General features: G+C 70.0%; 18 protein-coding genes and 1 pseudogene. 6 read left to right on the top strand and 13 right to left on the bottom strand.

Annotated elements, in window-relative coordinates; genetic code table 11:
* Nucleotides 1-30: 30 nt before the first annotated feature.
* Together OG361_RS04195 and OG361_RS04200 are read right to left on the bottom strand one after the other, a co-directional pair.
* Nucleotides 31-405 carry a hypothetical protein gene (locus OG361_RS04195; protein WP_405851903.1) on the bottom strand — a complete coding sequence of 125 codons (375 nt, stop codon included), beginning with the start codon at nt 403-405 and terminating at the stop codon, nt 31-33.
* Between the two features lie 94 nt (nt 406-499).
* Nucleotides 500-622: pseudogene (locus tag OG361_RS04200) on the bottom strand (HEAT repeat domain-containing protein); the annotation flags it as partial.
* Nucleotides 623-691: 69 nt separating this feature from the next.
* Between OG361_RS04200 and OG361_RS04205 the strand changes: the two are divergent.
* A complete protein-coding gene (locus OG361_RS04205; protein ID WP_405851904.1) occupies nt 692-1,069 on the top strand; it encodes a hypothetical protein in 378 nt (125 codons plus the stop codon).
* Nucleotides 1,070-1,081: 12 nt separating this feature from the next.
* Complete coding sequence (locus OG361_RS04210; protein ID WP_405851905.1) at nt 1,082-3,307, top strand: aldehyde dehydrogenase family protein; 2,226 nt, start codon at nt 1,082-1,084, stop codon at nt 3,305-3,307.
* A 305-nt stretch (nt 3,308-3,612) separates the two neighbouring features.
* On the opposite strand, the gene OG361_RS04215 is transcribed toward OG361_RS04210, so the two are convergent.
* Nucleotides 3,613-4,656 carry an ROK family protein gene (locus OG361_RS04215; RefSeq protein ID WP_405851906.1) on the bottom strand — a complete coding sequence of 348 codons (1,044 nt, stop codon included), beginning with the start codon at nt 4,654-4,656 and terminating at the stop codon, nt 3,613-3,615.
* A gap of 100 nt (nt 4,657-4,756) precedes the next feature.
* On the opposite strand from OG361_RS04215, the gene OG361_RS04220 reads away from it, so the two are divergent.
* The 4 genes from OG361_RS04220 (at nt 4,757) to OG361_RS04235 (ending at nt 10,220) form a co-directional block, all read left to right on the top strand.
* Nucleotides 4,757-6,901 carry a family 20 glycosylhydrolase gene (locus tag OG361_RS04220; protein WP_405851907.1) on the top strand — a complete coding sequence of 715 codons (2,145 nt, stop codon included), beginning with the start codon at nt 4,757-4,759 and terminating at the stop codon, nt 6,899-6,901.
* A gap of 330 nt (nt 6,902-7,231) precedes the next feature.
* On the top strand, nt 7,232-8,032 hold the full coding sequence (locus tag OG361_RS04225) for a DeoR/GlpR family DNA-binding transcription regulator (protein WP_405851908.1): 801 nt from the start codon (nt 7,232-7,234) through the stop codon (nt 8,030-8,032).
* Nucleotides 8,033-8,296: 264 nt separating this feature from the next.
* Nucleotides 8,297-9,559, top strand: a complete 1,263-nt coding sequence (locus tag OG361_RS04230; protein WP_405862063.1) for an extracellular solute-binding protein — start codon at nt 8,297-8,299, stop codon at nt 9,557-9,559.
* Nucleotides 9,560-10,064: 505 nt separating this feature from the next.
* Nucleotides 10,065-10,220 carry a hypothetical protein gene (locus OG361_RS04235; RefSeq protein WP_405851909.1) on the top strand — a complete coding sequence of 52 codons (156 nt, stop codon included), beginning with the start codon at nt 10,065-10,067 and terminating at the stop codon, nt 10,218-10,220.
* Nucleotides 10,221-10,238: 18 nt separating this feature from the next.
* Here the strand turns inward: OG361_RS04235 and OG361_RS04240 are convergent, their stop codons facing one another.
* From OG361_RS04240 to OG361_RS04285, 10 genes are all read right to left on the bottom strand, one after another.
* Nucleotides 10,239-11,615 (bottom strand): nucleotide pyrophosphatase/phosphodiesterase family protein, encoded by a 1,377-nt coding sequence (locus tag OG361_RS04240; protein ID WP_405851910.1) that lies wholly within the window; start codon nt 11,613-11,615, stop codon nt 10,239-10,241.
* Complete coding sequence (gene eboE / locus OG361_RS04245; RefSeq protein ID WP_405851911.1) at nt 11,612-12,823, bottom strand: metabolite traffic protein EboE; 1,212 nt, start codon at nt 12,821-12,823, stop codon at nt 11,612-11,614. The genes OG361_RS04240 and eboE overlap by 4 nt, the downstream gene beginning before the upstream one ends.
* Nucleotides 12,823-13,680, bottom strand: coding sequence for a TatD family hydrolase (locus OG361_RS04250; RefSeq protein ID WP_405851912.1), 858 nt, complete (start codon nt 13,678-13,680; stop codon nt 12,823-12,825). Before OG361_RS04250 ends, eboE begins: the two co-directional genes overlap by 1 nt.
* Nucleotides 13,667-15,070, bottom strand: a complete 1,404-nt coding sequence (locus tag OG361_RS04255) for an EboA domain-containing protein (RefSeq protein ID WP_405851914.1) — start codon at nt 15,068-15,070, stop codon at nt 13,667-13,669. Before OG361_RS04255 ends, OG361_RS04250 begins: the two co-directional genes overlap by 14 nt.
* Nucleotides 15,067-15,948: an SCO3242 family prenyltransferase gene (locus OG361_RS04260; RefSeq protein ID WP_405851915.1), complete on the bottom strand. Its 882-nt coding sequence runs from the start codon at nt 15,946-15,948 to the stop codon at nt 15,067-15,069. The genes OG361_RS04255 and OG361_RS04260 overlap by 4 nt, the downstream gene beginning before the upstream one ends.
* Nucleotides 15,945-17,129, bottom strand: coding sequence for an inositol-3-phosphate synthase (locus tag OG361_RS04265; RefSeq protein WP_405851916.1), 1,185 nt, complete (start codon nt 17,127-17,129; stop codon nt 15,945-15,947). The genes OG361_RS04260 and OG361_RS04265 overlap by 4 nt, the downstream gene beginning before the upstream one ends.
* Nucleotides 17,122-18,153, bottom strand: a complete 1,032-nt coding sequence (locus tag OG361_RS04270; protein WP_405851917.1) for a sugar phosphate isomerase/epimerase family protein — start codon at nt 18,151-18,153, stop codon at nt 17,122-17,124. Before OG361_RS04270 ends, OG361_RS04265 begins: the two co-directional genes overlap by 8 nt.
* Before the next feature lie 175 nt (nt 18,154-18,328).
* Nucleotides 18,329-21,859, bottom strand: coding sequence for a ThuA domain-containing protein (locus tag OG361_RS04275; protein WP_405851918.1), 3,531 nt, complete (start codon nt 21,857-21,859; stop codon nt 18,329-18,331).
* Between the two features lie 37 nt (nt 21,860-21,896).
* A complete protein-coding gene (locus OG361_RS04280; RefSeq protein WP_405851919.1) occupies nt 21,897-22,730 on the bottom strand; it encodes a sugar phosphate isomerase/epimerase family protein in 834 nt (277 codons plus the stop codon).
* Nucleotides 22,731-23,939, bottom strand: a complete 1,209-nt coding sequence (locus OG361_RS04285; protein ID WP_405851921.1) for a substrate-binding domain-containing protein — start codon at nt 23,937-23,939, stop codon at nt 22,731-22,733.
* Between the last annotated feature and the right edge of the window lie 3 nt (nt 23,940-23,942).

Here is a 23,942-nt window from a genome sequence, read left to right on the forward strand (position 1 = left end):
CCACGTCGCTTCCGGCGGCCCAGCACTTGATCAGTTGTTGATCACCCGCTGAAAGACCTCGGAGAACTCGCCGTTCTCGATCAGTCCGGCGATCACGTCGGTCATGTTGTCGATGCCGGGATCCCTGACGATCAGGCCGTCCGAGACCCAGAAGTACCGGCCCCCGAGGGCCTCGTCGGTCCCTACCCAGAGTTTCATCAGGCGCTCGACTTCCGCGACGGTGAACACGGTCGCGGTCCAACGAGATCCATCCTTCAGAGTCACGAAGACATCGACGTTGCAGACCTCGTCCAAGTCCTCGCCGTCGCTGGGCAGGAACGACGCGTGGAAGCCCTCCATGCGGACCCGATACCAGGGCTCGTCCCACCCTCGCTCGATCGGTTCAGACGATGTGCGGTGGCTCATCGCGCGAGTGTCCCTGGTCGGGGCATCGATCTCAACCGAGATCCTCTGCCGTGCTGCCGCTGCCCGCGGTCAGATCTGCGGACGTTCGTCCGTACGGCAGGACCGGGAAGCAGTAGACCCCCCGCGCGCTGCCCTGTCCGTGGCGGGCCGCCCGGATCCCGGACCGCCGGATGCGCGGCGCGTTCGCTGCTGAGGTCAAGTGCACGAGCATCGCCATGACACGGGATATCAGGTGACCGATTCCACGGCATCGGCTGCCCGTATGGGACGAGGGCGTCCAACGTCAGTGATCTCCGACCGTATGTTCGGCGCCCGCCGGGACCGGCCGATCATCCTCTTCATGATCATCGGTGCGGTGATGGCGATGACCATGTACACCGCTCCGCTGAGCACCACGACGGGCATCGTCGTCCTGTTCCTCACCGGCTTCTTCGTCTACGGTCCCCAGTCGTCCTTCTGGGCCCTGTGCCCCGACATCGCGGGCAAGCGGATGGCGGGCACGGCGACCGGCGCGGTCAACTGCTTCGCGTACGTGTTCGCCGGCGCGGCCGAGCCGCTGATCGGCGGCCTCATGGACAGCACCGGCAACACCGGCCTCATCTTCCCCATCGTCGCCGGAGCCTGTGCGTGCAGCGCTCTGGTCGCTCTGACGATCCGACGTTAGGCGGAGAACGACATGACAGATCCGAGCACGCTCCCCCTCGCGGCAGTCTGGTCCGGTCCCGGCAGCGGTTTCTCGCTCGTCTCCCAGCCCCGTCCCGAGCTGGCCCCCGGCGAGGTCCTGGTCCGCATCGAGCTGGCCACCATCTGCGGCAGCGACGTGCACACCATCTCCGGCGACCGGCCGACCCCGCTGCCCACGGTCCTCGGACACGAGGCGGTCGGGATCGTCGAGGACGTCGCCGGAACCGTGCACACCGTCGACGGTCGGCCCGTCGAGCCGGGGCAGCGCGTCACCTGGACGATCGGCACCTCCTGCGGCTCCTGCCGACGGTGCCTGCGCGGTGTGCCGCAGAAGTGCACCGGCGTCCGCAAGTACGGTCATGAGGCCATCACCGACCACTGGCGGCTCAACGGCGGCTTCGCCACCCACTGCCATCTCGTCGAAGGAACCGGCCTCGTGACGGTACCCGAGTCACTGCCCGCCTCGGTGGCGGCGCCCGCGAACTGCGCGACCGCCACCGTGGTCTGCGCCGCGCGGCGGGCGGAGCTCTCGGCCGGCGACTCCGTGATCGTCATCGGCTGCGGCATGCTCGGCCTCACCACCGTCGCCTACGCCCGCGAGTTCGGCGCGGAACACGTCGTCGCCTGCGACGTGGACGAGAACCGGCGAGAACTGGCCCGGGCCTTCGGAGCGACCGCCGTCTGCGGCCCCGCCGACCTCGCCGAGTACGCCGCGAAGTACGGCGCCGACGTCGTCATCGAACTCTCCGGCAACAGCCGCGCCGTGCAGTCGGCGCTGGACGTCGCCGGACTGGACGGGCGCGTCGCCCTGGTCGGCTCGGTCTCCCCCGGCCCTCAGGTGAGCTTCGAGCCCAACACCTTCGTCCGCAACCTCTCCCACGTGGTCGGCAGCCACAACTACACCGTCGACGACCTGGCCGAAGCGGTCCTGTTTCTGGCGGAGACCCCGGCGCAGAGCCTCATCGCGAACCTCGTCCCAGAGCCGCGCCCTGAACACCTCCTCAACCACATCGACGGCAGCTGGGCGCCGTCCTCGACCGGCACGGTACGCGCCGACCTGAACCCGGCCGACACCGACGACGTCATCGGCGCGTTCGCGGAGTCCGGCGCCAAGGACGCCGCCGCCGCGGTCGACGCGGCCGCGGCCGCCCAGGGCGCGGGGGACGCGCTCGGCCCGATCGAACGGGCGACGTTCCTGACCAGGGCGGCCCGGCTGATCGAGGAGCGCCGCGAGGTGTTGGCCCAGGCGATCACCCGCGAGCAGGGCAAGCGACTGGCCGAGGGCAGGGGCGAGGTGACGCGCTCGCTGGCGATCCTCGACTTCACCATCGGCGAGGCCCGCCGGATCAACGGCGTCACCACACCCGCGGAGGAGCTGCGGACCGTCGCGATGACGTTCCGCCGCCCCCTCCGAGTCGTCGGCCTCATCACGCCGTGGAACTTCCCGGTCGCGATCCCCATGTGGAAGGTCGCCCCGGCCCTCGCCGCCGGCTGCACCGCCGTACTGAAGCCCTCGCCGCTGACGCCGTGGACGTCCGCCCTGCTCGTCGAGGCGTTCGCAGACGCCGCCGGGCGTCCTCAACCTGCTCCAGGGCGACCACGAACCCGGCGAAGCCTCGTCGCCGACCCCCGCGTGGCCGGCATCTCCTTCACCGGCTCGCTGCCGGTGGGCCAGGCGATCAACAAGGCGGGCGCCGGCCGGCTCATGCGCACCCAGCTGGAACTCGGCGGCAAGAACGCCCTCGTCGTCCTCGCCGACGCGGCCCTCGACGCCGCTGTCGACGCCGTCGAGTCGGCCGTCGCCGCAGGCGCCACGATCGCCTGCGAGGGCGGGGCGGCGGAGCGGGACACCCCGGGTTACTTCGTGAACCCCACGATCCTGACGGACGTGGCCTGGGACAGCGAGATCGCCCAGGAGGAGGTCTTCGGCCCCGTCCTCTCGGTGATCGACTGCGACGGCTACGAGGACGCCATGCGCATCTCGAACTCCGTGAAGTACGGGATGTCCGGGACGATCTTCACCCAGAACCCGTCCCTGATGTTCCAGGCGCTGCAGGACTTCCAGGCCGGCATGCTGCACGTCAACCGGCCGGGCGTCGGCGCGTACTCCCACCTGCCGCACATGGGAGCCAAGGCCTCCCAGCTGGGCGCGCCCGAATGCTCGTCCGGCGTCTGGGACTTCTACACCGACCTGCGGTCCGCCTGCATCCGGTACTGAAGCACGGGTGCCCCTCGCCGTCCCACGGGACCGTTTCGCCCGGTCCCGCCGCTCAGCCCACGCCTTCGAGCTGGCGAGTCCGCTCTTCCTGTCTGCCGGTGATCGAATCGTTTTCGAAGAGGGCAGGCTTGTCGTCGTGCAGGCAAGCGGAGTGCGGCTGTCGCCAGCCAGCTCGTTTCGCTCCGAAGCCGGTGTGTCGGAGTCGGCCGACACCAGGAACCAGGCGAAATCCATCAACCACGGCGCCGGCCTGAGCATCGGCTTCAACGTCGTCCGCCGCGACTCACATCAGAAGGTCTTCAGAGTCATCCCCAACCCCTGCCCTTTTCTACCTGCTCGACGTCGAACAAGTCTCGTTCCACCTGGGTCAAGGCAAGTCTCGCCGCGCCCAAGGCGACCGCGTCAGGACCCAGGGTCGAGGCCTTGACGTCGATGGGGAACAGGCAGCGTTGAGCCAGGTGAGTGCGCAGCGGTGCGAGCAGGTGCTCGCCCGCCTCCGCGAGCGGCCCGGAGACGACCACGCAATCGGGGTCAACCGTCAGGACGATCGCGGCGATGCCGACGGACAGATCTGCGGCGAACTGATCGACGGTCGCGATCGCCGCGTCTTCGCCCGCTCCCGCTGCCGCGAACAGCGCCATCGGATCGCCCTGGGACTCGATGAGTTCGAGGGCGGCACGCCACCCGGCCTCGGGAAGGACCGCGATCTCGCCCGCCGCGCCGTGCCTGCCCAGTCGGACGGCTCCATCGAGCATGACGCCCGCGGTGAGGTGCCGGCCGGTGACGACGTTGACGACGTCGCCGATTCCGCGAGCGGCTCCGAGCCATGATTCGGCGAGTGTGCCGAGACGGGCGTCGTTGCCGACGAGCACCGGCGCCGTCCCGAACACGCGCAGCGCCTCGGACAGGTCCGTACCAGCCAGATCGGGTATCCGGAAGCTGAGGATCACCTGGCCGTTGTTGTCGATGATCCCGGTCGAGGCGACACCGACGCCGAAGACGCCGGTGTCCTCGACCCGGGCGGCCTTCGCGCAGCGGCGCATCACCGACCGGGCTTGGGTGAGTCGTTCGTCGGTGGAGCTGTTCGCGGCGATCAGAGCGGATTCGTGCGCGACCACGGTGCCTCGGAGGTCCACCGTGACGGCTCTGATCTCGCTGACCCCCACGTCCACGCCGACCACGTGGCCCGCCCGCGCGTTGAATTCGAAGCGTCTGGCCGGACGGCCGACCGGTCGCGCCGCGGTGGGCTCCGGCCGGACATCGGCGGCGAGCCCCGCTCCCGCACTGCCACGGTTCGTTCGAAAGTGATCGGCAGCGGCCCAGCGTGCGCACAACAGCGCACTTCTCATGTTCTCGGCTGCGTGCTTCCTTTCCTCACCACGCTCCTGGCGGGGCGGCCTACCCAGCCGCACCCGCAGCCGTGCGTCCCCTCCACCGAAGGAGTCACCCATGCGCTCAACGCGCCCACGGGGCAGAAGAATCGCCGCTCTCGCCGCGCTCACCCTGACTCTCGCCTCGCTCGTGCCGACAACGGCCACCGCCGCCCCGAAGCCGACCGTCAAGGCTCCCGCCCCGGCCGTCGTGCCCCAGCCCGTGTCCCAGACCAGCCTGAGCGGCAGCGGCTTCACCCTCACCGCGCAGACGCCGGTGAACGTCATCGCTTCCAGTGACCCCGACGCGGCGGGAGTGGGCACCTACCTCGCGGGGCTGCTGGCCCCCGCGACCGGCTACACCCTGCCGGTCACCACCACCTCCCAGCCCGTGAGCCAGGCCATCGTCCTCAACCCCAACGGTGCGAGCACCCTCGGTGCTGAGGGCTACTCCCTGTCGTCGACCGGCACCGGCGTGACGGTGACCGCGCACGGGGCGCAGGGCCTGTTCCGCGGGGTGCAGACCCTGCGTCAGCTGCTGCCGGCCGCGATCGAGTCCACGTCGGTCAAGCCGGGCCCTTGGACCGTCGCCCCCGTGCAGATCTCGGACAACGCCCGGTACTCCTACCGCGGCGTCATGGTGGACGTCGCCCGGCGCTTCTTCCCGATGGACCAGCTCAAGCGGTACATCGACCAGGCCGCCATGTACAAGATCAACACCCTGCACCTGCACCTCACGGACGACCAGGGCTGGCGTATCGCGATCGGCGCGATACCGAGCCTGACGACGATCGGCGCGAGTACCCAGAGCGGCTTCACCGGCGGGACGAACTGGTACTACACCGCGGCCGAGTACCAGGAGATCGTGGCCTACGCCAAGTCCCGCTTCATGACCGTCGTCCCGGAGATCGACGGCCCCGGCCACATCAACTCCGCGCTGGCCTCAGTCCCCAACCTCAACTGTGACGACCAGCCCAGCCCCCTGTACTCGGGCTTCGCTGTGGGCATCAGCCTCTACTGTCTGAGCGACCCGCAGCACGTCTCCAACGTCAGTGACTTCCTCACCACCGTGATCGACACGGTGGCGTCGATGACACCCGGACCGTACGTCCACCTCGGCGGTGACGAGACCCCGGCGGCCACCCCGTCCCAGTACGCCGCCTACGTCTCCGCCGCCAGCTCGGCCGTGACCTCGCAGGGCAAGACCGTGATGGGCTGGCACCAGCTCGGCCAGTCGACGATCCCCGCGAACAGCATCATGCAGTGGTGGGGCAGCGACGGCGACCGGTCCACGATCGGCACGAGCTACGAGAACGAGAACGTCCACTTCGTCCGCGACGCCGTCCAGCAGAACGCCAAGTTCGTCATGTCCCCCTCGGACCACGCGTACCTCGACATGCTGTACGACTCCTCGACGCCGTACGGGCAGGACTGGCAGGGCCACGTCCCGCTGAGCAGGGCCTATGACTGGGACCCCACCACCTCGACCGCCAAGCTCGACGGCACCGGCTCTCTCGTTCCGGCCGACAGGATCGCCGGCGTCGAGGCCGCCCTGTGGACCGACCGCGCCTACGCCGGCTGGCACCGCCCGGCCACGTCCACGAGCCAGTTCCCCGAGCCGTACGTGTACGCCGAGCACATGAGCTTCCCGCGTCTGCCCGCCATCGCCGAGATCGGCTGGTCGCCGCGGTCCACCCATAACTACACCGACTTCAGCCGCCGTCTGGGCACCCACGGAGCACGCTGGTCCGCCGCGGGGATCGAGTACTACGCCGCCCCCGACGTCCCCTGGTCCACTCCCCCTTCCAGCAGCAGCCTGATCGGTGTCCACACCCTCACCACCGGCGGCAAGGCCCTGGACGTGCCCGGCAGCTCCGGCGCACTGGACACACAGCTCGACACCTGGGCCCTGCACGGCGGCAACAACCAGAAGTGGACCTTCGTCAAGCAGTCGGACGGCTCCTACATCCTGGTCAACGTCGCCTCCGGACTCTGTGCCGACGTCAGCCACGGTTCCCTGTCCGCAGGCGCCCCCATCGTCCAGTGGACCTGCAGCGGAACCACCAACCAGCAGTGGCAGGTCACCCCGGCCGCCGGCGGCGGCCACACCGTGACCTCGGTCAAGAGCGGCCTCCTGCTGACTACCGCATCGACCGCCGACGGCGCCCTCGTCACCCAGGAACCCGCCAACGGCTCGGCACTGCAGCGCTGGACCATCGGATGACACACCGGGCCTGACGGCCCGACGGCATGGTGGAGCGCTGGGCCACGTGCCAGGCGTCCAGGCGTCGTGTCCCGGACGGGAGAGAGTCCGAGAAGCTGACGTGACGGCGTCAGGCGGGGGCCGCGGACTCCCTTCTCCGGCTCCCGCACACGGGCACGAACAGAGCCTTCTGGACCGTCGAGTGGGCAAGCCGTACGGCTGAGCCGCGAGGAGAGAACAGCACCACAGAGCGGAGGGTCCGGCTGCGACCGCAGCCGGACCCTCCTCGCGTCGCCACTCGGGTCAGCGGTATTCGGTTCGGACGTCTCAGAGGTAGGAAGGCTGCGGCACATGTTCAAGCAGGAGCGGTGGAGCAGGTTGCTCGAGTTGCTGGCGGTCGAGGGCAAGTTGGACGTGGATGGGGCCGCTGCCGCCGTCGATGCGTCGCCCGCCACCATTCGCCGGGACCTCGATGAGCTCGCGGAGCAGCGGCTCCTCGTCCGCACGCGCGGAGGGGCGATCGCGCACGGTGTGTCGTACGAGCTCCCCTTGCGCTACAAGTCCTCCCGCCGGGCCTCCGAGAAGCAACGGATCGCCGGGGCGGTGGCGGACCTGCTGACCGTGGGGGACGTCATCGGTCTCAACGGAGGCACGACGACCACTGAGGTGGCCCGCGCGCTGGCCTTGCGGACGGGCGGAGGCCTGGGCGAGTCGGGTGAGGGGCAGAACGGCCCCATGTGCACCGTCGTGACCAACGCGCTGAACATCGTCGGTGAGCTGGCGGTCCGTCCGCAGTTCAAGATCGTGGTGACCGGTGGTGTGGCCCGACCGCAGACCACCGAGCTGCTGGGGCCGCTGACGGCGGGAGTGCTGAACAAGGTGGTGCTGGACGTCGCCGTCCTGGGTGTCAACGGCGTGGACCCGCAGCTCGGGGTCATGACGCACCAGGAGGACGGGGCCGGTATCAGCCGGCTCTTCGCCCAGTGCGCCCGCAAGGTCATCCTGGTGACCGACTCCTCCAAGATGGGCAAGCGCGCCTTCGCCAGGATCTGCGGCCTCGACCGTATCGACTCCATCGTCACCGACTCCGACATCGCCCCGGACATGGTGGACAGGCTCACCGAGGCCGGCATCGAAGTGATCACCGTCTGAGAGCACTCACCACAGCCCGCCGCCGCGAGCGCCCTACGGCGCACGGGGCGGCAGGCACCCAACACCCGCGCGATTCGGCATCGTTCACGTAACGGCCCTTGGTGCCGAAGCACGTCATCGTGTTTACTTTCATCACGGCAATTGCTCGTTACTGAGCGAATACCTGGAGCTGTACCCAGGTTCATTCACGCTCCGAGATTGCCTTCCTTCACTCCACCAGCCGCATCGTCCCGACGGTTGGCAGAAACAAAGGCGGTACTGACGATGAACAAGCGGATGATCGTGGCGGCCTGCACCATCGGCGTGCTCACCCTCACGGCCTGTGGTGCCGGCAAGGACGGCGGCGACTCGGCGAACGGTGAGGTGACCCTGAAGCTGGTGGCGGCCGACTACGGCGACAAGGCGTCGAACAGTTCGACGGCGTACTGGAAGGACGTTGCGCAGCGCTTCACCGCCGCCAACCCGAAGATCAAGGTCGATGTCCAGGTGATCAACTGGAATGACATCGACTCCCAGGTCAAGACGATGATCCAGAGCGGTAACGTGCCGGACGTCCTGCAGACGGGTGGGTACGCCGACAAGGTCGCGGACGATCTGCTGTACAAGGCCGATGAGGTGCTGTCGGAGAAGACGCGTGCCAATCTGATCGGCAGCTTCGCCAAGGCCGGTGAGGTCGAGGGCACGCAGTACGGCATCCCGTTCGTGTCCTCGGCGCGGGCGTTCTTCTACAACAAGGCGATCTTCGCCAAGGCGGGTGTCACCGAGGCGCCGAAGAGCTGGGACGAGCTGAAGGCGGCGGCGGAGAAGGTCAAGGCGAAGGTGCCGGGCGTGACCCCGTACGCGCTGCCGCTGGGTCCGGAGGAGGCCCAGGGCGAGTCGCTGATCTGGGAGCTGGGCAACGGTGGTGGTTTCACGGATGCCAAGGGCGCGTACACGCTGAACAGCAAGGCCAACGTCGAGTCGTTCGCGTGGCTGAAGGCGAACCTCGTCGGTCCGAAGCTGACCTATGCCAACCCGGCGACGACGGACCGCAAGACCGCGTTCGCGGACTTCGCGGCCGGCAAGACCGCGATGCTCAACGGTCACCCGTCGCTGATCCAGATGTCCAAGGACGGCAAGGTCGACTACGGGGTCGCGCCGATCCCCGGGAAGAGCGGGGCGCTGGCCTCGACGCTGGGTGTGGCCGACTGGATGATGGCGTTCAAGGACAACGGGCACAAGGAAGAGGTCCGGGCGTTCCTCGACTTCGCGTACTCCAAGGAGAACACGCTGAAGTTCGACGAGATGTACAACCTGATGCCGGTCACCAAGGACACGCTGAAGGAGATGACCACCAACGGCAAGCACAAGGACCTCGAGCCCTTCTTCTCTCTGCTGCCGAACGCGGTGTTCTACCCGCTGGGTGACACCACCTGGGACGCCGTCTCGGCCGAGATCAAGAAGAGCGGCGGCACGGCCGTGAACGACCCCGCGAAGGTGCTGGGCGAGCTGCAGAAGAAGGCGGAGGCAGCGGCCGCCGACCAGTAGGCCCCACGCACCGTCGCGCATCGGGGTCCTGGCCACGGCCAACCGCAGCACTCCGCTCGGCCCACGTGCGGGCTTGGTGTACGAACAAACTCGCCACCCTTACCGAGGCCGTCTCATTCGTCGGCCTCACCGCTCCACACGCGTGGCTACCCAACGCGTCGCCAAGGCCCAGGGAAGAACCGTCGAAGGCATCGCATCGCGGTCGTCGGACTGGGCCAACCCCGCCGCGAAGGCATCGCGCGAAATCCGGGGCATCGGGCGCGCCCGCATCAGGCCCGTGGCGGACGGCGTCGTCGCCGGAGCCCCGTGACCGCCCGCCCCCGGCGCACCGTGCTCTCGGTGCGCCGGGGGCTGCACATCGTTCCCAAGCAGCTCTACGACTTGTCCGTCGACGAGATGGCCGAGTTGCCGTGGTTCACCGCCATGTCCCTGCCCGAGCATATCGACTTCGCAGAGAAGTCCCTGCAGGTCGTGCGGGCAAGCTGCCTGGACGGCGTGGCCGAGGATGTCCCCAAGTCTGGGAACTCTTCGAGTCCATGGGCACGAGACGGCTCTGTCCGAACTCGCCGCCGGTCCCACCACCGAGGCGGTACGTCGCGGCATCGACCAGTGGACGGCCGCCGTCGACTTCGACGAGGAGGACATGGTGGTCCTCCGCTGAGCTCTCGGAGCAGCGTGGTCAGTCCGTCGTGGCGTGCTCCAGGCAGGAGAGCAGGAACTCCTTGACCTCGGTGGCGTGGATGCGCTCCCGGGCGCCCGCGGGGCTGGAGCACAGCAGGACGGGGCCCTCGTCGGGGTCCTCCGGCAGACGGCCGTGGCTCCCCCGGACGCAGGACGGGTCGGTCGGCACGACGGACATGGCGGTCCGTACGCCCAGCTTGAACTTGGCCACGGTCATGGCCGCCTTCGCCATGACCAGGGGGTCGGCCGGGTCGAAGAACAGCTCGGCCGGGTCGTAGCCCGGCTTGCGGTGGATCTCCACGCCGCGGGCGAAGTCCGGGGCCCGTTCGTCGTCCAGCCAGTAGTAGTAGGTGAACCAGCTGTCGGAGGAGGCGACGGCGACGAGTTCGCCGGCCCGCGCGTGGTGCAGCCCGGCCTTCTCCTGGTCCTCGCGGTCCAGGACCTGGTCGATTCCCTCGGTCTTCAGCAGCAGCTCCCGTACGCGCGTCAGGTCCTCGGGGTCGGCCACGTACACGTGGGACAGCTGGTGGTCGGGGGTCGCGAAGGCGCGGGAGGTCCAGGGGTCGAGGTACTCCATTCCCTGCTGGGTGTAGACGTTCAGCAGGCCCTCGCGGCGCAGGGCCCGGTTGATGTCGACGGGGCGCCGTACCTCGGTGATGCCGTACTCGCTCAGCACCACGACCGTGCTCCCCCGTGCCGACAGGTCGTCCAGGAGAGGGGCCAGGACGGTGTCGAGGTCGCCGGCGGCGGACCGTGCCTGCGGGGAGTTCGGGCCGTGCCGCTGGAGGTCGTAGTCCAGGTGCGGGAGGTACACGAAGGTGAGATCCGGGTCGTGGTCGGCGAGGACGCGCCGGGTGACGTCGGTGATCCACCGGGAGGAGGCGATGCCGGCCTTCGGACCCCAGTAGTCGAACAGCGGGAACGGTCCGAGCTCGGCGGTGAGGCTGTCTCGCAGCCCGGCCGGGACCGTGTAGCAGTCGGGGGACTTGCGTCCGTCGTAGTGGTAGACGGGGCGCGGGGTGATGGTGATGTCGACGTCCGCCCCCATGGCGTACCACCAGCAGATGTTGGCGACCTTCAGGTCGGGGCGGGTGCGTCGGGCGGTCTGCCAGACCTTCTCGCCCTGTACGAGGGCGTTGTGCTGGCGCCAGAAGGCGACCTCGCCCATGTCGCGGTCGTACCAGCCGTTTCCGACGATGCCGTGTTCGGCGGGCGTCCGCCCGGTCAGGAAGGTGGACTGGACCGAGCAGGTGACCGCGGGCAGGACCGTGTCCAGCGCAGCGGTGAAACCCGGGTCTGCGACGGACCGCAGGTGGGGCATGTGGGCGAGCATGCGCGGGGTGAGCCCCACGACGTCCAGGACGACGACACTCATCGGGCACTCCTGTTCGGTTCGGGCGAGCGGTCCCGCTCGGACTCGGGTTCCGTACCGGACAGGCCGAGTGCAAGCAGTTCGCGGCGCGTCCAGTCGAGTTCGGCGGCGATCCCGTCGGCGAGACCGGCGCTGTCGCGCGGGGGCTCAGGCAGTACCGACCAGGTGTAGGTCTCGGTCTCGAAGTGCCGGGTGACGGGGTGGTCGGTGCGCAGCAGCGCGGCCAGCGCACCGCGCAGGACGTGCCGGGTCGAGGTCAGTGGGGGTACCGGGTCGGCGTGTACGGGGATGTGGAAGTGGGTGCGCCAGGGGTTTCCGTCGCCGAGTGCCGCCGGTCCTGTGAGCGCCTCGGGCAGGTCGTCCGTTCCGGTGGCGGGCCGTCCCGCTCGGCGGGTCTGGTGGAGGAACCGGGGTTCGGCGAAGGCCGCGAGCGCGGCGCGTGTGGCGGGGTCGGCCGGGTCCTCCGCGTGCAGGGCGCAGGAGACCTGCGCCTTGACCACGGGGATGCCTGCTCCGGCCAGCCGGCTCAGCGCCTCCTCCGGTGTCTCGAAGGCCACGGCGAGGTGGCAGACGTCCAGGCAGAGGCCGAAGTGGCGCGGATCGAGGTCCGACAGGTGCCGTACCGCGTCCCCGGTCGTCTCCACGAGGCATCCCGGTTCCGGCTCGAACGCGACCCTGACGGTCCGTCCGGTCCGCCGGTGGATCTCACCGAGTTCGTCGCCGAGGAGCCGGATCTGATGGCCCGCCTGGTCGGTGTGGCACGGCCGCCAGTCGGAGCGCCATCCGAACGGGAGGGTGGAGATACTGCCCTCCGCCACGTCGTCGGGCAGGAGCCGGGCGAGCACGTGGGCGAGGTTCGCGGTGTAGCGGCGCCGTTCCGGCGAGGTCCAGTCCGGCCGGTACACGGCATGCTTGACGACGGGTCGGTGGAAGCCTCCGTAGGGGAAGCCGTTGAGGGTGACGACCTCCAGGCCCCGCGCGGTGAGTTCGGCCCGCAGCCTCAGCGTCAGGCCGGCGTCGGCGGCCAGGGCGGCGGCCACCTGGTGGGCGAGCCACAGCCCGACGCCCAGGACCGGCTCGTCCAGGCGTTCGCGGACGGGCAGGGCGTAGGTGTCGAGCTGGGCGAGGATGCCGTCCAGGTCCTCGGCCGGATGCACGTTGGTGCAGTAGCCGAGGTGAACGAGCTCGCCGCCGGGGTGGCGCAGGCGCATCAGCTGCCTCCCCTGCGGATCGAGTTTCCGGCGAACAGGGCCTCGTCCGAAGGGCGTTCGGCGTCGCCCAGGACCAGCTTGCCGCTCTGGCCGTAGAACTCCACCGGGTTGCGCCACAGCACCTGGTCCACGTCGTCCTGGGTGAACCCGGCGTCGAGCATGGCGAGCGCGGTCGCGTGCGTGCGCAGCGGGTCGCTGTGGCCCCAGTCGGCGGCCGAGTTGACCAGGACGCGACGGGTGCCGTGCTCCTTCAGGATGGCCACCATCCGGTCCGGGTCCATCTTGGTGTCCGGGTAGATGGAGAAGCCCATCCAGCACCCCGATGCGGCGACGACGGGGGCGGTGACCTCGTTGAGGTGGTCGATCGCGACCAGGGTGGGGTCGATGCCGTCGGCGCGGACGATCTCCAGCGTACGGGCGGTGCCGGCGGCCTTGTCGCGGTGCGGGGTGTGCACGAGGGCGGGCAGGTTGTGTTCGCGGGCGAGGGCCAGCTGCACGGTGAAGGCGTGCTCCTCGGCATCGGTCATCGAGTCGAAGCCGATCTCGCCGACGGCGACGACGTTGTCCTTCACCAGGTACCGGGGCAGGTCGTCGAGGACCGGCAGGCACCGGGGGTCGTTGGCCTCCTTGGGGTTGAGCGCGATCGCGCAGAAGTGGCGGATGCCGTACTGGGCGGCTCGGTAGGGCTCCCAGCCCAGGAGCGTGTCGAAATAGTCGCGGAAGCTGCCGGGAGAGGTGCGCGGCTGACCCAGCCAGAACGCGGGCTCGACGAGGGCGCGGACTCCGGCGTCGTGCATGGCCCGGTAGTCGTCGGTGGTGCGCGAGGTCATGTGGATGTGGGGGTCAAAGATGCGCATGGTGCTCTCCGGTGTCGTGGAGGTCGAGCTGGGTCAGCAGGTCGTCGGGGACCGGCCGGCCGGCGGCGGTGCGCTCGGCGGCGAAGGCCGCGAACATGCGGACGAGTTCGGGGTCCGTACGCCGCGCGAGACCCGCGACCGCGTACAGCGGGATGTTCATGAAGACGCATTTCAGGACGGCCTGGCGCCAGGCGGGCTGGTCGAGGTACCGGGCCGCGTAGGGGCCGACGGCGGCCGTCACCAGGCGGGCGTCGTTGGTGCGCAGGGCGTCCGCGATCAGCGGCAGCGCCGCAGGGCCGACGGCCCCTTCCTGGTCGAGGAGCGGAAGGGCACGCAGCACCGCGAGCCGCTCGGCCGTGTCCCCGTGCCGGTACAGCTCTTCCAGGGCCGCCGCCCGCTCCGGCGCGGAACCGGGCAGGGCCCCGAGCAGCTGGGCGCGCACGGCCTCCCCGGCCTCTGCGCCCGTGTGGCGGGCCGCGACGGGGAACAGCGTGGTCAGGGATCGCGGGTCGGCGCGCACGCGCTGGACCGCGTCGGCCGTCCAGGGGTGTGCCGAGGCGGCGCGCAGGGCATCGAGCGAGCGGGCGGCGGTCCGCGGACCGCTGTGCCCGTGGCGGGGCAGCTCGACGGAGACCAGCCCCCGGTATCCGATCTCGGTGAGCGCGGCCAGGACCGGGGGGAAGTCGATCTCGCCCTGCCCGAACTCCAGGTGCTCGTGGACACCTCGGCGCATGTCCTCGATCTGTACGTTGACCAGCCAGGGTGCGGCCCGTCGTACGCACTCGGCCGGCGGGAAGGGTTCCAGGCACTGGCAGTGTCCGATGTCGAGGGTCAGGCCGAAGGCCTCCGGGTTCCCGAGGGTCTCGCGCAGGCGCTCGTAGCCGTCCAGGTCCGCCACCAGCATCCCCGGCTCCGGTTCGAACCCGAGCCGGACGCCGACGAGGCCGGCGGTCTCCACGACCGCCGCGCACCCCTCCGCCAGGTGCCGGAACGCCTCGTCGTGGCTCATCCCGGGCTCGGGGGTGCCGCTCCAGAAGGACAGCGCCTCGGCCTCCAGGTCGGCGGCGATCCCCGCGGCCCTCCGCAGGAATCCGAGCCTGCGGGCGCGTCCCTCCGGCTCGCGGTCGACGAGGGTGGGCGAGTGCTTGCGCCAGGGGTCGAGCACATAGCGGCCGCCGGTCTCCACCACGACGCCGAGCCCGAGGGCGGTGAGCCTGCGGCGGGTCCTGGCGAGCCGGCGGCTCAGGTCCGGGGTGTACGGGTCCAGGTGGCCGCGGTCCAGGGTGAGGGCCACCCCGGTGTAGCCCAGGCCGGCGATCACCTCCAGCGCCTCGTCGAGACGGTGGTCGCCGAGGCCGTTGGTTCCGTAGCCGAAACGCAGTGCGGTCATGTCGGGGACACCTTCCGTGACAGGCTCCTGGCCACGGGGTAGGCGGCCAGGAGGGAGAACGCGGCGCGGAGGGAGCCGCCGCGTGCGGTCAGTGCCGCCTGGAGCGGGATCATGGCGTGGATCCCTGCGCCCACCGCGCGCTTCAGGTGGGTGGCGTCGGGGCGGACGATCGCGGCCAGTTGAGCGGATCCTGCCGCGAGGGCGTAGCCGCCGAGGAGGGCGGTCGAGGCGGTCCTATGGGAGGGGGCGGCGGTCTGCGGGGTGAGCGCGGCGGCGACCAGGCCGACCGCTCCGGTGGCGGCGAGGGCTCCGGCCGGCAGTGAGGCGCTCGCGCCGAGGGTCTCCTTGCGGCTCACCATCGTGACCGCGTAGGTGTGGGCGGCGAGGAGGGCCGCCGGAGCGAGGGCATGTCGGGTCCGCCGGGCTCCCGCGCCCATGAGGACGTCGAGGCCCCGGGCCGCGGCCATCGCGGCGGGCCCGTACGGGGTGTTCTTCAGGGCCAGGTCGTAGGCCCAGACGGTGGCCGCGAGCGGCACGGCGACCGCCAGGGTGTCCCGGCCCGCGGCCGCCGCCGACGCCAGGCCCGCACCGGTGAGCGCGGCGGCGGTGGCGAGGGCGGCGCCGGGACTGATCCGGCCGGAAGGCACGGGGCGGCCGGGGCGTTCCTCGGCGTCCACCTCCCGGTCCGCGTAGTCGTTGAGCGCCATGCCCGCCCAGTACAGGCAGGTGGAGGCGAGCGCGAGCCGCGCCGTCCGCCCCGCCGTGACCGGCCGGCCGCTCGCGGCGGCGCCCGCGAGCGTGTCCCCCAGGACGGTGAGCGCGGCCGGGGCCCGTACGAGCTCCAGCACGGCCCGGGCGCCGGCCACGGCCCCGGTCACCGTCCGTCTCCGGCGTACCAGGCCCGCAGGGCCTCGAACTGGGTGACCAGACGGTGCTCGGCCGGTGAGCCGTCCGCGTGGAGGGGGTCCTTGAAGAAGAAGGCGAGCTGTTCCTGCGGCCCGACGGCCCCGCGCTCCCGGGCCCGGGCCAGGAAGCGGGCCAGGTCGAGGACGAGTGGCGCGGCGAGCGCCGAGTCGACGCCCTGCCAGGTGAACTGGAGGGTCATGGCGGTGCCGAGGAACCCGTCGAACGCGATGTGGTCCCACGCCGTCTTCAGCTCGCCCATGCTCGGCACGTAGTCGATGTGGGTGAGGCCCTCGACCTGGTCACCGAGCATGGCGGTCAGTCCGCTGCGCTTGGAGGTGTTCTTGCTGAGGGCGGCCTCGGGGTCGGCGAGGGTCGCGCCGTCTCCTCCGCCGAGCAGGTTCGTGCCCGACCAGGAGCGCACCCGCAGCCCGCGGTGGGCGAACATCGGCCCCAGCGCGGTGCGGACCAGGGTCTCGCCGGTCTTCCCGTCGCTGCCCGCGTACGGCAGTCCTCGCAGCTCGGCGAGTTCCCGCAGCGCGGGGAGGCGGATGCTCGGGGAGGGCGTGAACTCCACGAATCCGCAGTCGGCCCGCAGGGCCGCGTACGCGTACAGCGAGCTGGCGGGCAGGACGTCGGGGGCGTGGTCCAGGGCCTCCTCCAGGGCGGAGAGGCTGTCGTGGGCGGGGTGCGGGACGACCGGGGGTTCGGTGGAGGAGACGCCGACGACCACGACCTGGTCGAGACCGTGACGGTCGCGGAACGAGACGATGTCCGCGGTGAGGGCCTCGGCCGCCTCCCGCTGGGGTCGGTCCGAGTCCGTACGGGCTCCCGGCCGGATCTCCCGGTCGGCCGCCCGGAGCGCCGGCCCGACGGCGGGGAGGAGCGAGGCCGGGAACACTCCGCCGGCGGCCAGCTGCTCGGCGCGCTTGGGCAGCGGGGTGTCGGTCACGTCGTGGCCACCGAAGACCAGCCCGTCGACGGCGGGCAGCCCGGTGTCCGTGAAGTCGTCCAGCTCGGACACCATGCCGACGGGCGGGACGAGTGCGGCTCCGACGGCGGCGGCGCCGACGACGGCCGTGGTCGCCACCGAGCCTCGGGCGCCGACGAACCAGACGCCGGTCCGACCGGCTTCACGCGCGGGATTGTCATTCATGGTCGGTCCCTTCCTTCGGGGCGGGGGTGGAGAACGCGGCGTCGAAGGACGCGGCGGGGGGTCTCGTCTCGGCGAGGCGGCGGATGAACCCGACCGCTTCGGCGGCACCGTCCAGGCGGTCCATCCCGGCGTCCTCCCACTCGATGGACACCGGGCCCTCGTAGCCGATGGAGTTCAGCGCCCGGAAACAGTCCTCCCAGGGCACGTCACCACGGCCGGTGGAGACGAAGTCCCAGCCGCGACGGAGGTCGCCCCAGGGCAGGTGGGAGGAGAGCCGGCCGCGTCGGCCGTCGCCGACCCGCACGCGAGTGTCCTTGCAGTCGACGTGGTAGATCCGGTCCGCGAACTCCAGGATGAAGTTCGCGGGGTCGATGTCCTGCCAGACCATGTGGGACGGGTCCCAGTTCAGGCCGAAGGAGGGCCGGTTTCCGATGGCGTCGAGGGTCCGCCGGGTGGTCCAGTAGTCGTAGGCGATCTCGCTCGGGTGGACCTCCAGCGCGAAGCGGACGCCCTGCTCCTCGAAGACGTCGAGGACGGGGTTCCAGCGGTCGGCGAAGTCGCGGTAGCCGGCGTCGATCATCCCGGGAGTGGCGGGCGGGAACATCGCGACGGTGTGCCAGATCGCGGAGCCGGTGAAGCCGACGACGGTGTCGGCGCCGAGCAGCGCCGCGGCCCTGGCGGTGTCCGCCATCTCGCGCGCCGCGTTGCGGCGCACCGTCTCCGGGTCGTCGGACCACAGGCGCGCCGGCAGGATGGCGCGGTGCCGCTCGTCGATCGGGTTGTCGCAGACGGCCTGGCCGACGAGGTGGTTGGAGATCGCCCACACCGACAGTCCGTGCCGGTCGAGGACTTCTCGTTTCCGGCGTACGTAGTCGGGATCGGAGAGCGCGCGGTCGACTTCGAAGTGGTCGCCCCAGCAGGCGATCTCCAGGCCGTCGTAGCCCCATCGGGCGGCCAGTCTGCAGACCTCGTCGAACGGCAGGTCGGCCCACTGACCGGTGAAGAGGGTGATCGGACGTGTCATGGCGTATCCACCTCTGACGTCGAGAGCGGGTGCGGGGACAAAGGGTTCAAGGAGTATGAAATATAAGGAATATGAGAAAAATAAGAAATAACGGGAATGCAACGGATGCAGGGATGTTGTGGGGCCCGGTGCCCGCCCGCGGTCAGGGGCGGGCGGGCACCGGGTGTCAGAGGGGCTAGACCTGGCCGAACCTCCACTTCTGGTTGGCCGCGTTGGTGTTGCAGGTCGCGTGGGTCAGCTGGATGTCGTCAGCGGTGGAGGCCTGGGGAATGGTCAGGCACTTGTTGCTGAGGACCGAGACGATCCGGTAGGCGCCGAGCCCGGCCGACTGGAGCTTCCACTTCTGGTCCGACGCACCCGCCACGCACGTCCACTGCTGGACGTTGGCGTTGTTCTTGGAGAGCAGGTCCAGGCACTTGGAGCTGTGCTGCGCGGTGAGGGTGAAGTTGCCGCTGCCCGCATCGGTCAGTCGCCACTTCTGGTTGCTGCCGCCGGTGTCCCCGTACTGGATGACGGCCGCTCCGTCGGCGGTCGAGGCGTACCGCACGTCCATCCGCTTGCCGCTGTGCTCGCTGGTCACGGTGTAGGTGTTGCCGCTCGTCGGGGCGGGCGTTCCGGTCCCGGGCGCGTTGAAGGTGATCGCGTCCAGGTCGAAGGAGTCTGCCGACGGTGCCCGGAAGACCGCGTACACGGTCTGGGTGGTGGCGGTGTCGGTGACCGGGACGGGGGTGAGGTTGACGTAGTTGTCCCAGCCGCCGGTGGACGGGACGGGACTGGTGGCGATGAGCGCGCCGGTCGGCGAGCCGGACCGGAGTTCGATCGAGGCGCCGGTGCTGGAGGGGGCCGAGACCCGGAAGGTGGCCGACTCGACTCCGGTCAGGTTCAGAGGCTTGAAGGAGATCCAGTCGCCGTCCGAGATGTCACCGATGCGCTTGCCGTTCTGGGCACCGCTCTGGTCGATGATCCGGATGCCGGACTGGCCGGTGAAGTACTCGGCCTGCTTGAGGCGCGGCTGGAGGGTCGCGCTCGTGGTGCCCTTCAGGCCGCCGTTGTCGGTGTAGTCGGCCGACAGCACGAGGTAGGTGTTGGCGGTGGCGTCGTGGCCGGAGGCGCCGGTGGTGATGGACCCGCTGCACCCGGTGTACTGGCCGGTGTCGTGGCTGTGGGTGTCGTGGCCGAGCGCGGCGGTCACCACGACCTTGGAGCAGTCGATGGCGCCGTCTTCCGGATCGGTCACGCTGATCTGGTAGTTGACGGTGTCGCCGTAGGAGAAGACGCGGCCGTTGCCCGGGGTGGTGAAGGTGACCTTGGGCCGGGTGTTGCCGACGACGATGGGCATGTTGGTGGTGCCCGTCTTGCCGGCGGCGTCGGTGACCGTCAGGCGGGCGGTGTAGTTGCCGTTGGCGGTGTAGGTGTGTGCCGGGTTCGGGCCCGTGCCGGTGGATCCGTCACCGAAGTCCCACGTGTAGGTGAGCACGTCGCCGGCGTCCGGGTCGGCCGAGCCGGTGGAGGAGAAGGTGACCTCCAGCGGAGCCTGTCCGCTGTCGGGAGTGGCGCTCGCCTTGGCCAGCGGAGCGCGGTTGCCTGCGACGTAGTCGATCCGGTAGATGCCGTCGTCGGTGTTGGCGTGACCGTAGCCGTTGCCCCATTCGGCGATGTACATCGCGCCGTCAGGGCCGAACTTCATGTCGATCGGCGCGCGCAGGCCGAGCTCGGCGACGAGGGGGTTGATCTTCAGGAGGTCGCCCGCGGAGTCGAGGCGGAACTCCTTCACGAAGTTGCGGCTCCACTCGTAGAAGAAGGGAGTCTTGTCGTAGTACGCGGGGAACTTGCGCTCGGAGGTGCTGGCCGCGTCGTAGTGGTAGAACGGGCCGCCCATCGGGGCCGCGCCGCCGGCGAGGTCGATCTCGGGGAACTCGGCGGAGGCGTGGTAGTCGTACCAGACCTGCGCGGGCTTGGCCGCGGGCAGGTTGAGCAGACCGGTGTTGTTCGGCGAGTTGTTGACCGGTGCCGCGCAGTTGAACTTGGCGCCGGAGGCCCCGGTGGCGAAGTTGTAGTCGTTGAAGGGGGTGTTGTTACCGACGCAGTAGGGCCAGCCGTAGAAGCCGGGCTGCTTGATCAGGTTCCACTCGACGGTGCCCTCGGGACCGCGGTTCGCGTTCTCCTCCCCCGCGTCGGGCCCGTAGTCGGCGGCGGAGATCCAGCCGGTCTCCGGGTCGACCGCGAAGCGGAAGGAGTTGCGGAAGCCCATCGCGTAGATCTCGGGCCGCGTCTTGACGGTGCCCGGTGCGAACAGGTTGCCCGCGGGGATCGTGTAGCCGCCGGCCGCCTCGGGGTGCACGCGCAGGATCTTGCCGCGCAGGTCGTTGGTGTTGGCGGACGAGCGCTGGGCGTCGAACTTCTCGCGGCCCGCCCGCTCGTCGATCGGCGCGTAGCCGTCGGACTCGAACGGGTTGGTGTCGTCGCCGACACCGATGTAGAGGTTGCCGCCGGGGCCGAAGGCCAGGCTGCCGCCGGTGTGACCGGGCTCGTCCGACCCCCGGTAGGCCGGGACCTCGATCACGGTCTTGGCGCTGGCCATGTCGAGCGTGTCGTCGGCGTTGACGGTGAACCGGGTGACCCGGTTGATCTCGGCGGTGCCGGTGGGCGAGTGGTTGATGTAGATCCACCGGTTGGTGGCGAAGTCCGGGTCGAGGGCCAGGCCGATGCCGCCGTCCTCACCACCGTCGTAGACGCTGAGCTGACCCGCCACGTGCGTCTCGGACGCGCCGTCATGCGTGTGGATGACGTTGACCTTGCCCGAGCGGGAGATGTAGAAGACCTTGCCGTCCGCGGCCACGTCGAGCTGCATGGGCTGGTCGGGGGCGCCGTCCAGGGTCACCTTCTGGTAGCGGTCGGCGACCGTGCCGCCGCAGTCGCCCGGGGCCGCGCCCGCGGCCCACTTGAGACCGCCGAGCAGGTGCTTCAGGAAATTCGGCTCCGAGTAGGCGGCCGTCTCGTGGCCCATCGCGGTGGCCCACACCTTGCCGCCCTCGGCGTTGCGGCACCAGGAGATCGGGTGGTCGGCACCCATCCTGGAGCCGCCGGCGTCATAGGTGGTCTCGTCCGCCGTGACCAGCACGTGCACGTCACCGCGGGCGTTCTTGTCGAAGTTGTACCACTCCTCGGACCGCACCCAGCGGTCCGGCAGCCCGGCGGTGGACGGGTGCACCTTGTCCGCCACCTTGGCCGTGCCCTGCACGATGCTGGAGTGCGCCGTCATGTGAGCGCCGGCCATGACGACGTCGTCCCACCAGGGGAACTGGCCCTCGATGTTCATGTCCGTGGCGTTGTGGACCGCCACGATCCCGTGACCGCTGCGCACGTACGCCTGGGCGGCGGCGCGCTGGGCGTCGTTGTCCCAGACCATGCCCGAGGACTGGAGCATGACCACGGCGTCGTACGTGTTCAGGGTGGTGGTGTTGAAGACGTTCGCGTCCTCACTTTGGTCCACCTGGATGCCGTTGTCGGCACCCATCTGGTTGAAGGCCGCGATCGCCGCGTCCATGGAGGAGTGCCGGTAGGCGCCGGCCGCCGTCTTCGTGAACAGAAGGACCTTGTGCTCGGGTTCCTCGGCCGCCTGGGCGAAGGCCCCGGGAACGAGGAACGCGGTGAGCGCGCTGACGGTGAGAGCCGCCAACGCGCGGCTCGCTCTGGATATGTGCACTGGAATCTCCGTGATGAGGAGGGAAAGGTGCGGTACTTCAGAGGGTGCGGAGGAACGCGAGACCGTTCGTGGCGAGTTCGTCCTGACTCGCCGCGAGCGGGCGCCAGATGGAGGCCGCCGTCGCGATGGTGGTGTTGTCCGGTGTGAAGGACTCGATGACCAGCGGACCGGTGTAGTCCGCGTCCTTGACCGCCGCGGCGAACGCGGTCCAGTCGAAGTGGTCGGATCCGGGGGCGCCGCGGTCCGTGCCGCACACCTGGATGAGCGCGATCCGGGATCCCGCGTCCCGGATCGCCTGGGCGGGACTCCTCTCTTCGATGTTCAGGTGGTAGGTGTCGAGTGCGAGGCCGCACTCGACAGGGAGGGCATCGAGGGCCTGCTCAACGGTGTTGATCAGGCTGGTCTCGTACCGGTTGAGGGGTTCGACGCCGACACGTACGCCGCGCTCCCCCGCGTAGGCGAGGACGGGTCGCAGGTTCTCCCGCAGCTCGGCGAGGACGGAGCGCCGCTCGTCCGCGTCGAGCTTCCAGGTGCGTCCCACGGAGGCGTAGGCGGGGCCGCTGATCGTCGGCGAGCCGACGGCTACCGCGACGTCCACGCAGTGCCGCAGGTAGTCCTGGGTGTCCCGGACGGTCTCGGGCGATGCCGCCACCAGTTCCCGGCCGGGGGCCATGACGAGGACCACCGAGGCGCCCAGTCCGTGCTGGTGCAGGAGTTCGGCCGTGCGTTCGGGGGACCAGTCGCCCGGCTGCTCGACCGGGAGCTCGACCGTGTCGAAGCCCCATCCGGCGATCCTCGGGACGAGCCGGGCGAGCGAGCTGTCGGTCGACGGCGAGTCCCAGACCCAGGTGTTGACGCCGATCGAGGCCATCTACTTACCGCCCCAGTTCTGCGGGTAGCCCGTCATCTTCTCGCAGCCGCAGAGCGCGTAGTGCAGCGGCGGCATACCGGGCTTGAGGTAGGAGTCCAGGTTGTCCTGGGTGATGACCGGCTGCGGCAGGTTCCAGACCTTCGGCACGCTCTCGCCCTTGAGGATCTTCAGCGCGGCGATGACCGGGGTGCGCCACTGGTAGGTGGGGTAGGTCGGGGCGATCGCCGTGAGCTTCGAGTCCTTCCACTTCTGCAGGAAGTCCTGCTGGTCCTCGCCGTTGAGGGGCGGCACGGGCAGGCCGGCGTCCTCGAACGCCTCGACGGCGGCGACGGAGGTGGCGCCGGCGTCCAGCCAGAGGCCATCGAGCTTGCCGTGGCGCTGGATGTAGTTGGTGACGATGCTCTTGGTCTTGGCGGCGTCACCGTCGGTGAACTCCACGCCGACGACGTCGAGTTCGCTCTTGTCGAACTCCTGCTTCGCGGCGGACCACCGCGTCTCCAGGACGTCGACGCCGGGCAGGATGCGCAGCGCGAGGATCTTTCCGCCGGGCTTGACCTTCTGGGTGAGGAACTCCGCGCCGTCCGCGCCGAAGGCGTAGCCGCCGATCGGCTTGATGAAGGTGACCGGGCAGTCCGTCCCGACACCGCGGTCGAAGACGATGACCGGGACCTTCGGGCAGGCGCCCTTGACGGCCGGGGTGAGGGTGGCGGTGGTGTTGGGCGAGACGATGAGCGCGTCGCAGCCCTTGGCCGTGAGCTCGGCGATGTCGGATATCTGCTTGTCGTCCTTGCCCTCGGCGTCCAGGACGGTGAAGTCGGAGATCTCCTTGTGTGCGGCGACCTCGGCCTGCATGGTCTTCCAGCCCACCTGGCGCCAGGGGTTGTTGGTGGCGGCGTTGGAGAAGCAGAGGTGGTACGGGCCGGCCTTCTTGTACTTGGCCGTGTCGACCGGCTTGGGGTCGATGGCCTGCTCCCACGGCTTGTCGGCGGGACCGGTCGGCTGCTTGGTCCGCATGGCGAGCTGGGCCTCGTAGTCGGCCTGGTTGAAGAAGGACGACTGGTCGCCCGTCTTCTTCTTCCCGTCGGCGCTCTGGCCGGCGGACGCGGTGCCGGAAGGTGCGTCTCCGGGCAGGTCGCTGGAACAGCCGGTCAGCGCGACGAGGGCGGCCACTGCTGCGGTGGCGAGAAGGCGTCTCTGAATGTGCGGCATGAT

The organism is Streptomyces sp. NBC_00090, assembly GCF_045160815.1.
Taxonomy (GTDB): Bacteria; Actinomycetota; Actinomycetes; order Streptomycetales; family Streptomycetaceae; genus Streptomyces.

Coding starts and splice junctions, on each gene's coding strand:
- eboE (WP_405851911.1), bottom strand. CDS start 12,823: ATGCGCCTGCGCCACCCCGGCGGCGAGCTCGTTCACCTCGGCTACTGC.
- OG361_RS04285 (WP_405851921.1), bottom strand. CDS start 23,939: ATGCCGCACATTCAGAGACGCCTTCTCGCCACCGCAGCAGTGGCCGCC.
- OG361_RS04255 (WP_405851914.1), bottom strand. CDS start 15,070: ATGACCGCACTGCGTTTCGGCTACGGAACCAACGGCCTCGGCGACCAC.
- OG361_RS04230 (WP_405862063.1), top strand. CDS start 8,297: ATGAACAAGCGGATGATCGTGGCGGCCTGCACCATCGGCGTGCTCACC.
- OG361_RS04280 (WP_405851919.1), bottom strand. CDS start 22,730: ATGGCCTCGATCGGCGTCAACACCTGGGTCTGGGACTCGCCGTCGACC.
- OG361_RS04225 (WP_405851908.1), top strand. CDS start 7,232: ATGTTCAAGCAGGAGCGGTGGAGCAGGTTGCTCGAGTTGCTGGCGGTC.
- OG361_RS04270 (WP_405851917.1), bottom strand. CDS start 18,153: ATGACACGTCCGATCACCCTCTTCACCGGTCAGTGGGCCGACCTGCCG.
- OG361_RS04195 (WP_405851903.1), bottom strand. CDS start 405: ATGAGCCACCGCACATCGTCTGAACCGATCGAGCGAGGGTGGGACGAG.
- OG361_RS04250 (WP_405851912.1), bottom strand. CDS start 13,680: ATGCGCATCTTTGACCCCCACATCCACATGACCTCGCGCACCACCGAC.
- OG361_RS04240 (WP_405851910.1), bottom strand. CDS start 11,615: ATGAGTGTCGTCGTCCTGGACGTCGTGGGGCTCACCCCGCGCATGCTC.
- OG361_RS04215 (WP_405851906.1), bottom strand. CDS start 4,656: ATGAGAAGTGCGCTGTTGTGCGCACGCTGGGCCGCTGCCGATCACTTT.
- OG361_RS04220 (WP_405851907.1), top strand. CDS start 4,757: ATGCGCTCAACGCGCCCACGGGGCAGAAGAATCGCCGCTCTCGCCGCG.
- OG361_RS04210 (WP_405851905.1), top strand. CDS start 1,082: ATGACAGATCCGAGCACGCTCCCCCTCGCGGCAGTCTGGTCCGGTCCC.
- OG361_RS04235 (WP_405851909.1), top strand. CDS start 10,065: ATGTCCCCAAGTCTGGGAACTCTTCGAGTCCATGGGCACGAGACGGCT.
- OG361_RS04265 (WP_405851916.1), bottom strand. CDS start 17,129: ATGAATGACAATCCCGCGCGTGAAGCCGGTCGGACCGGCGTCTGGTTC.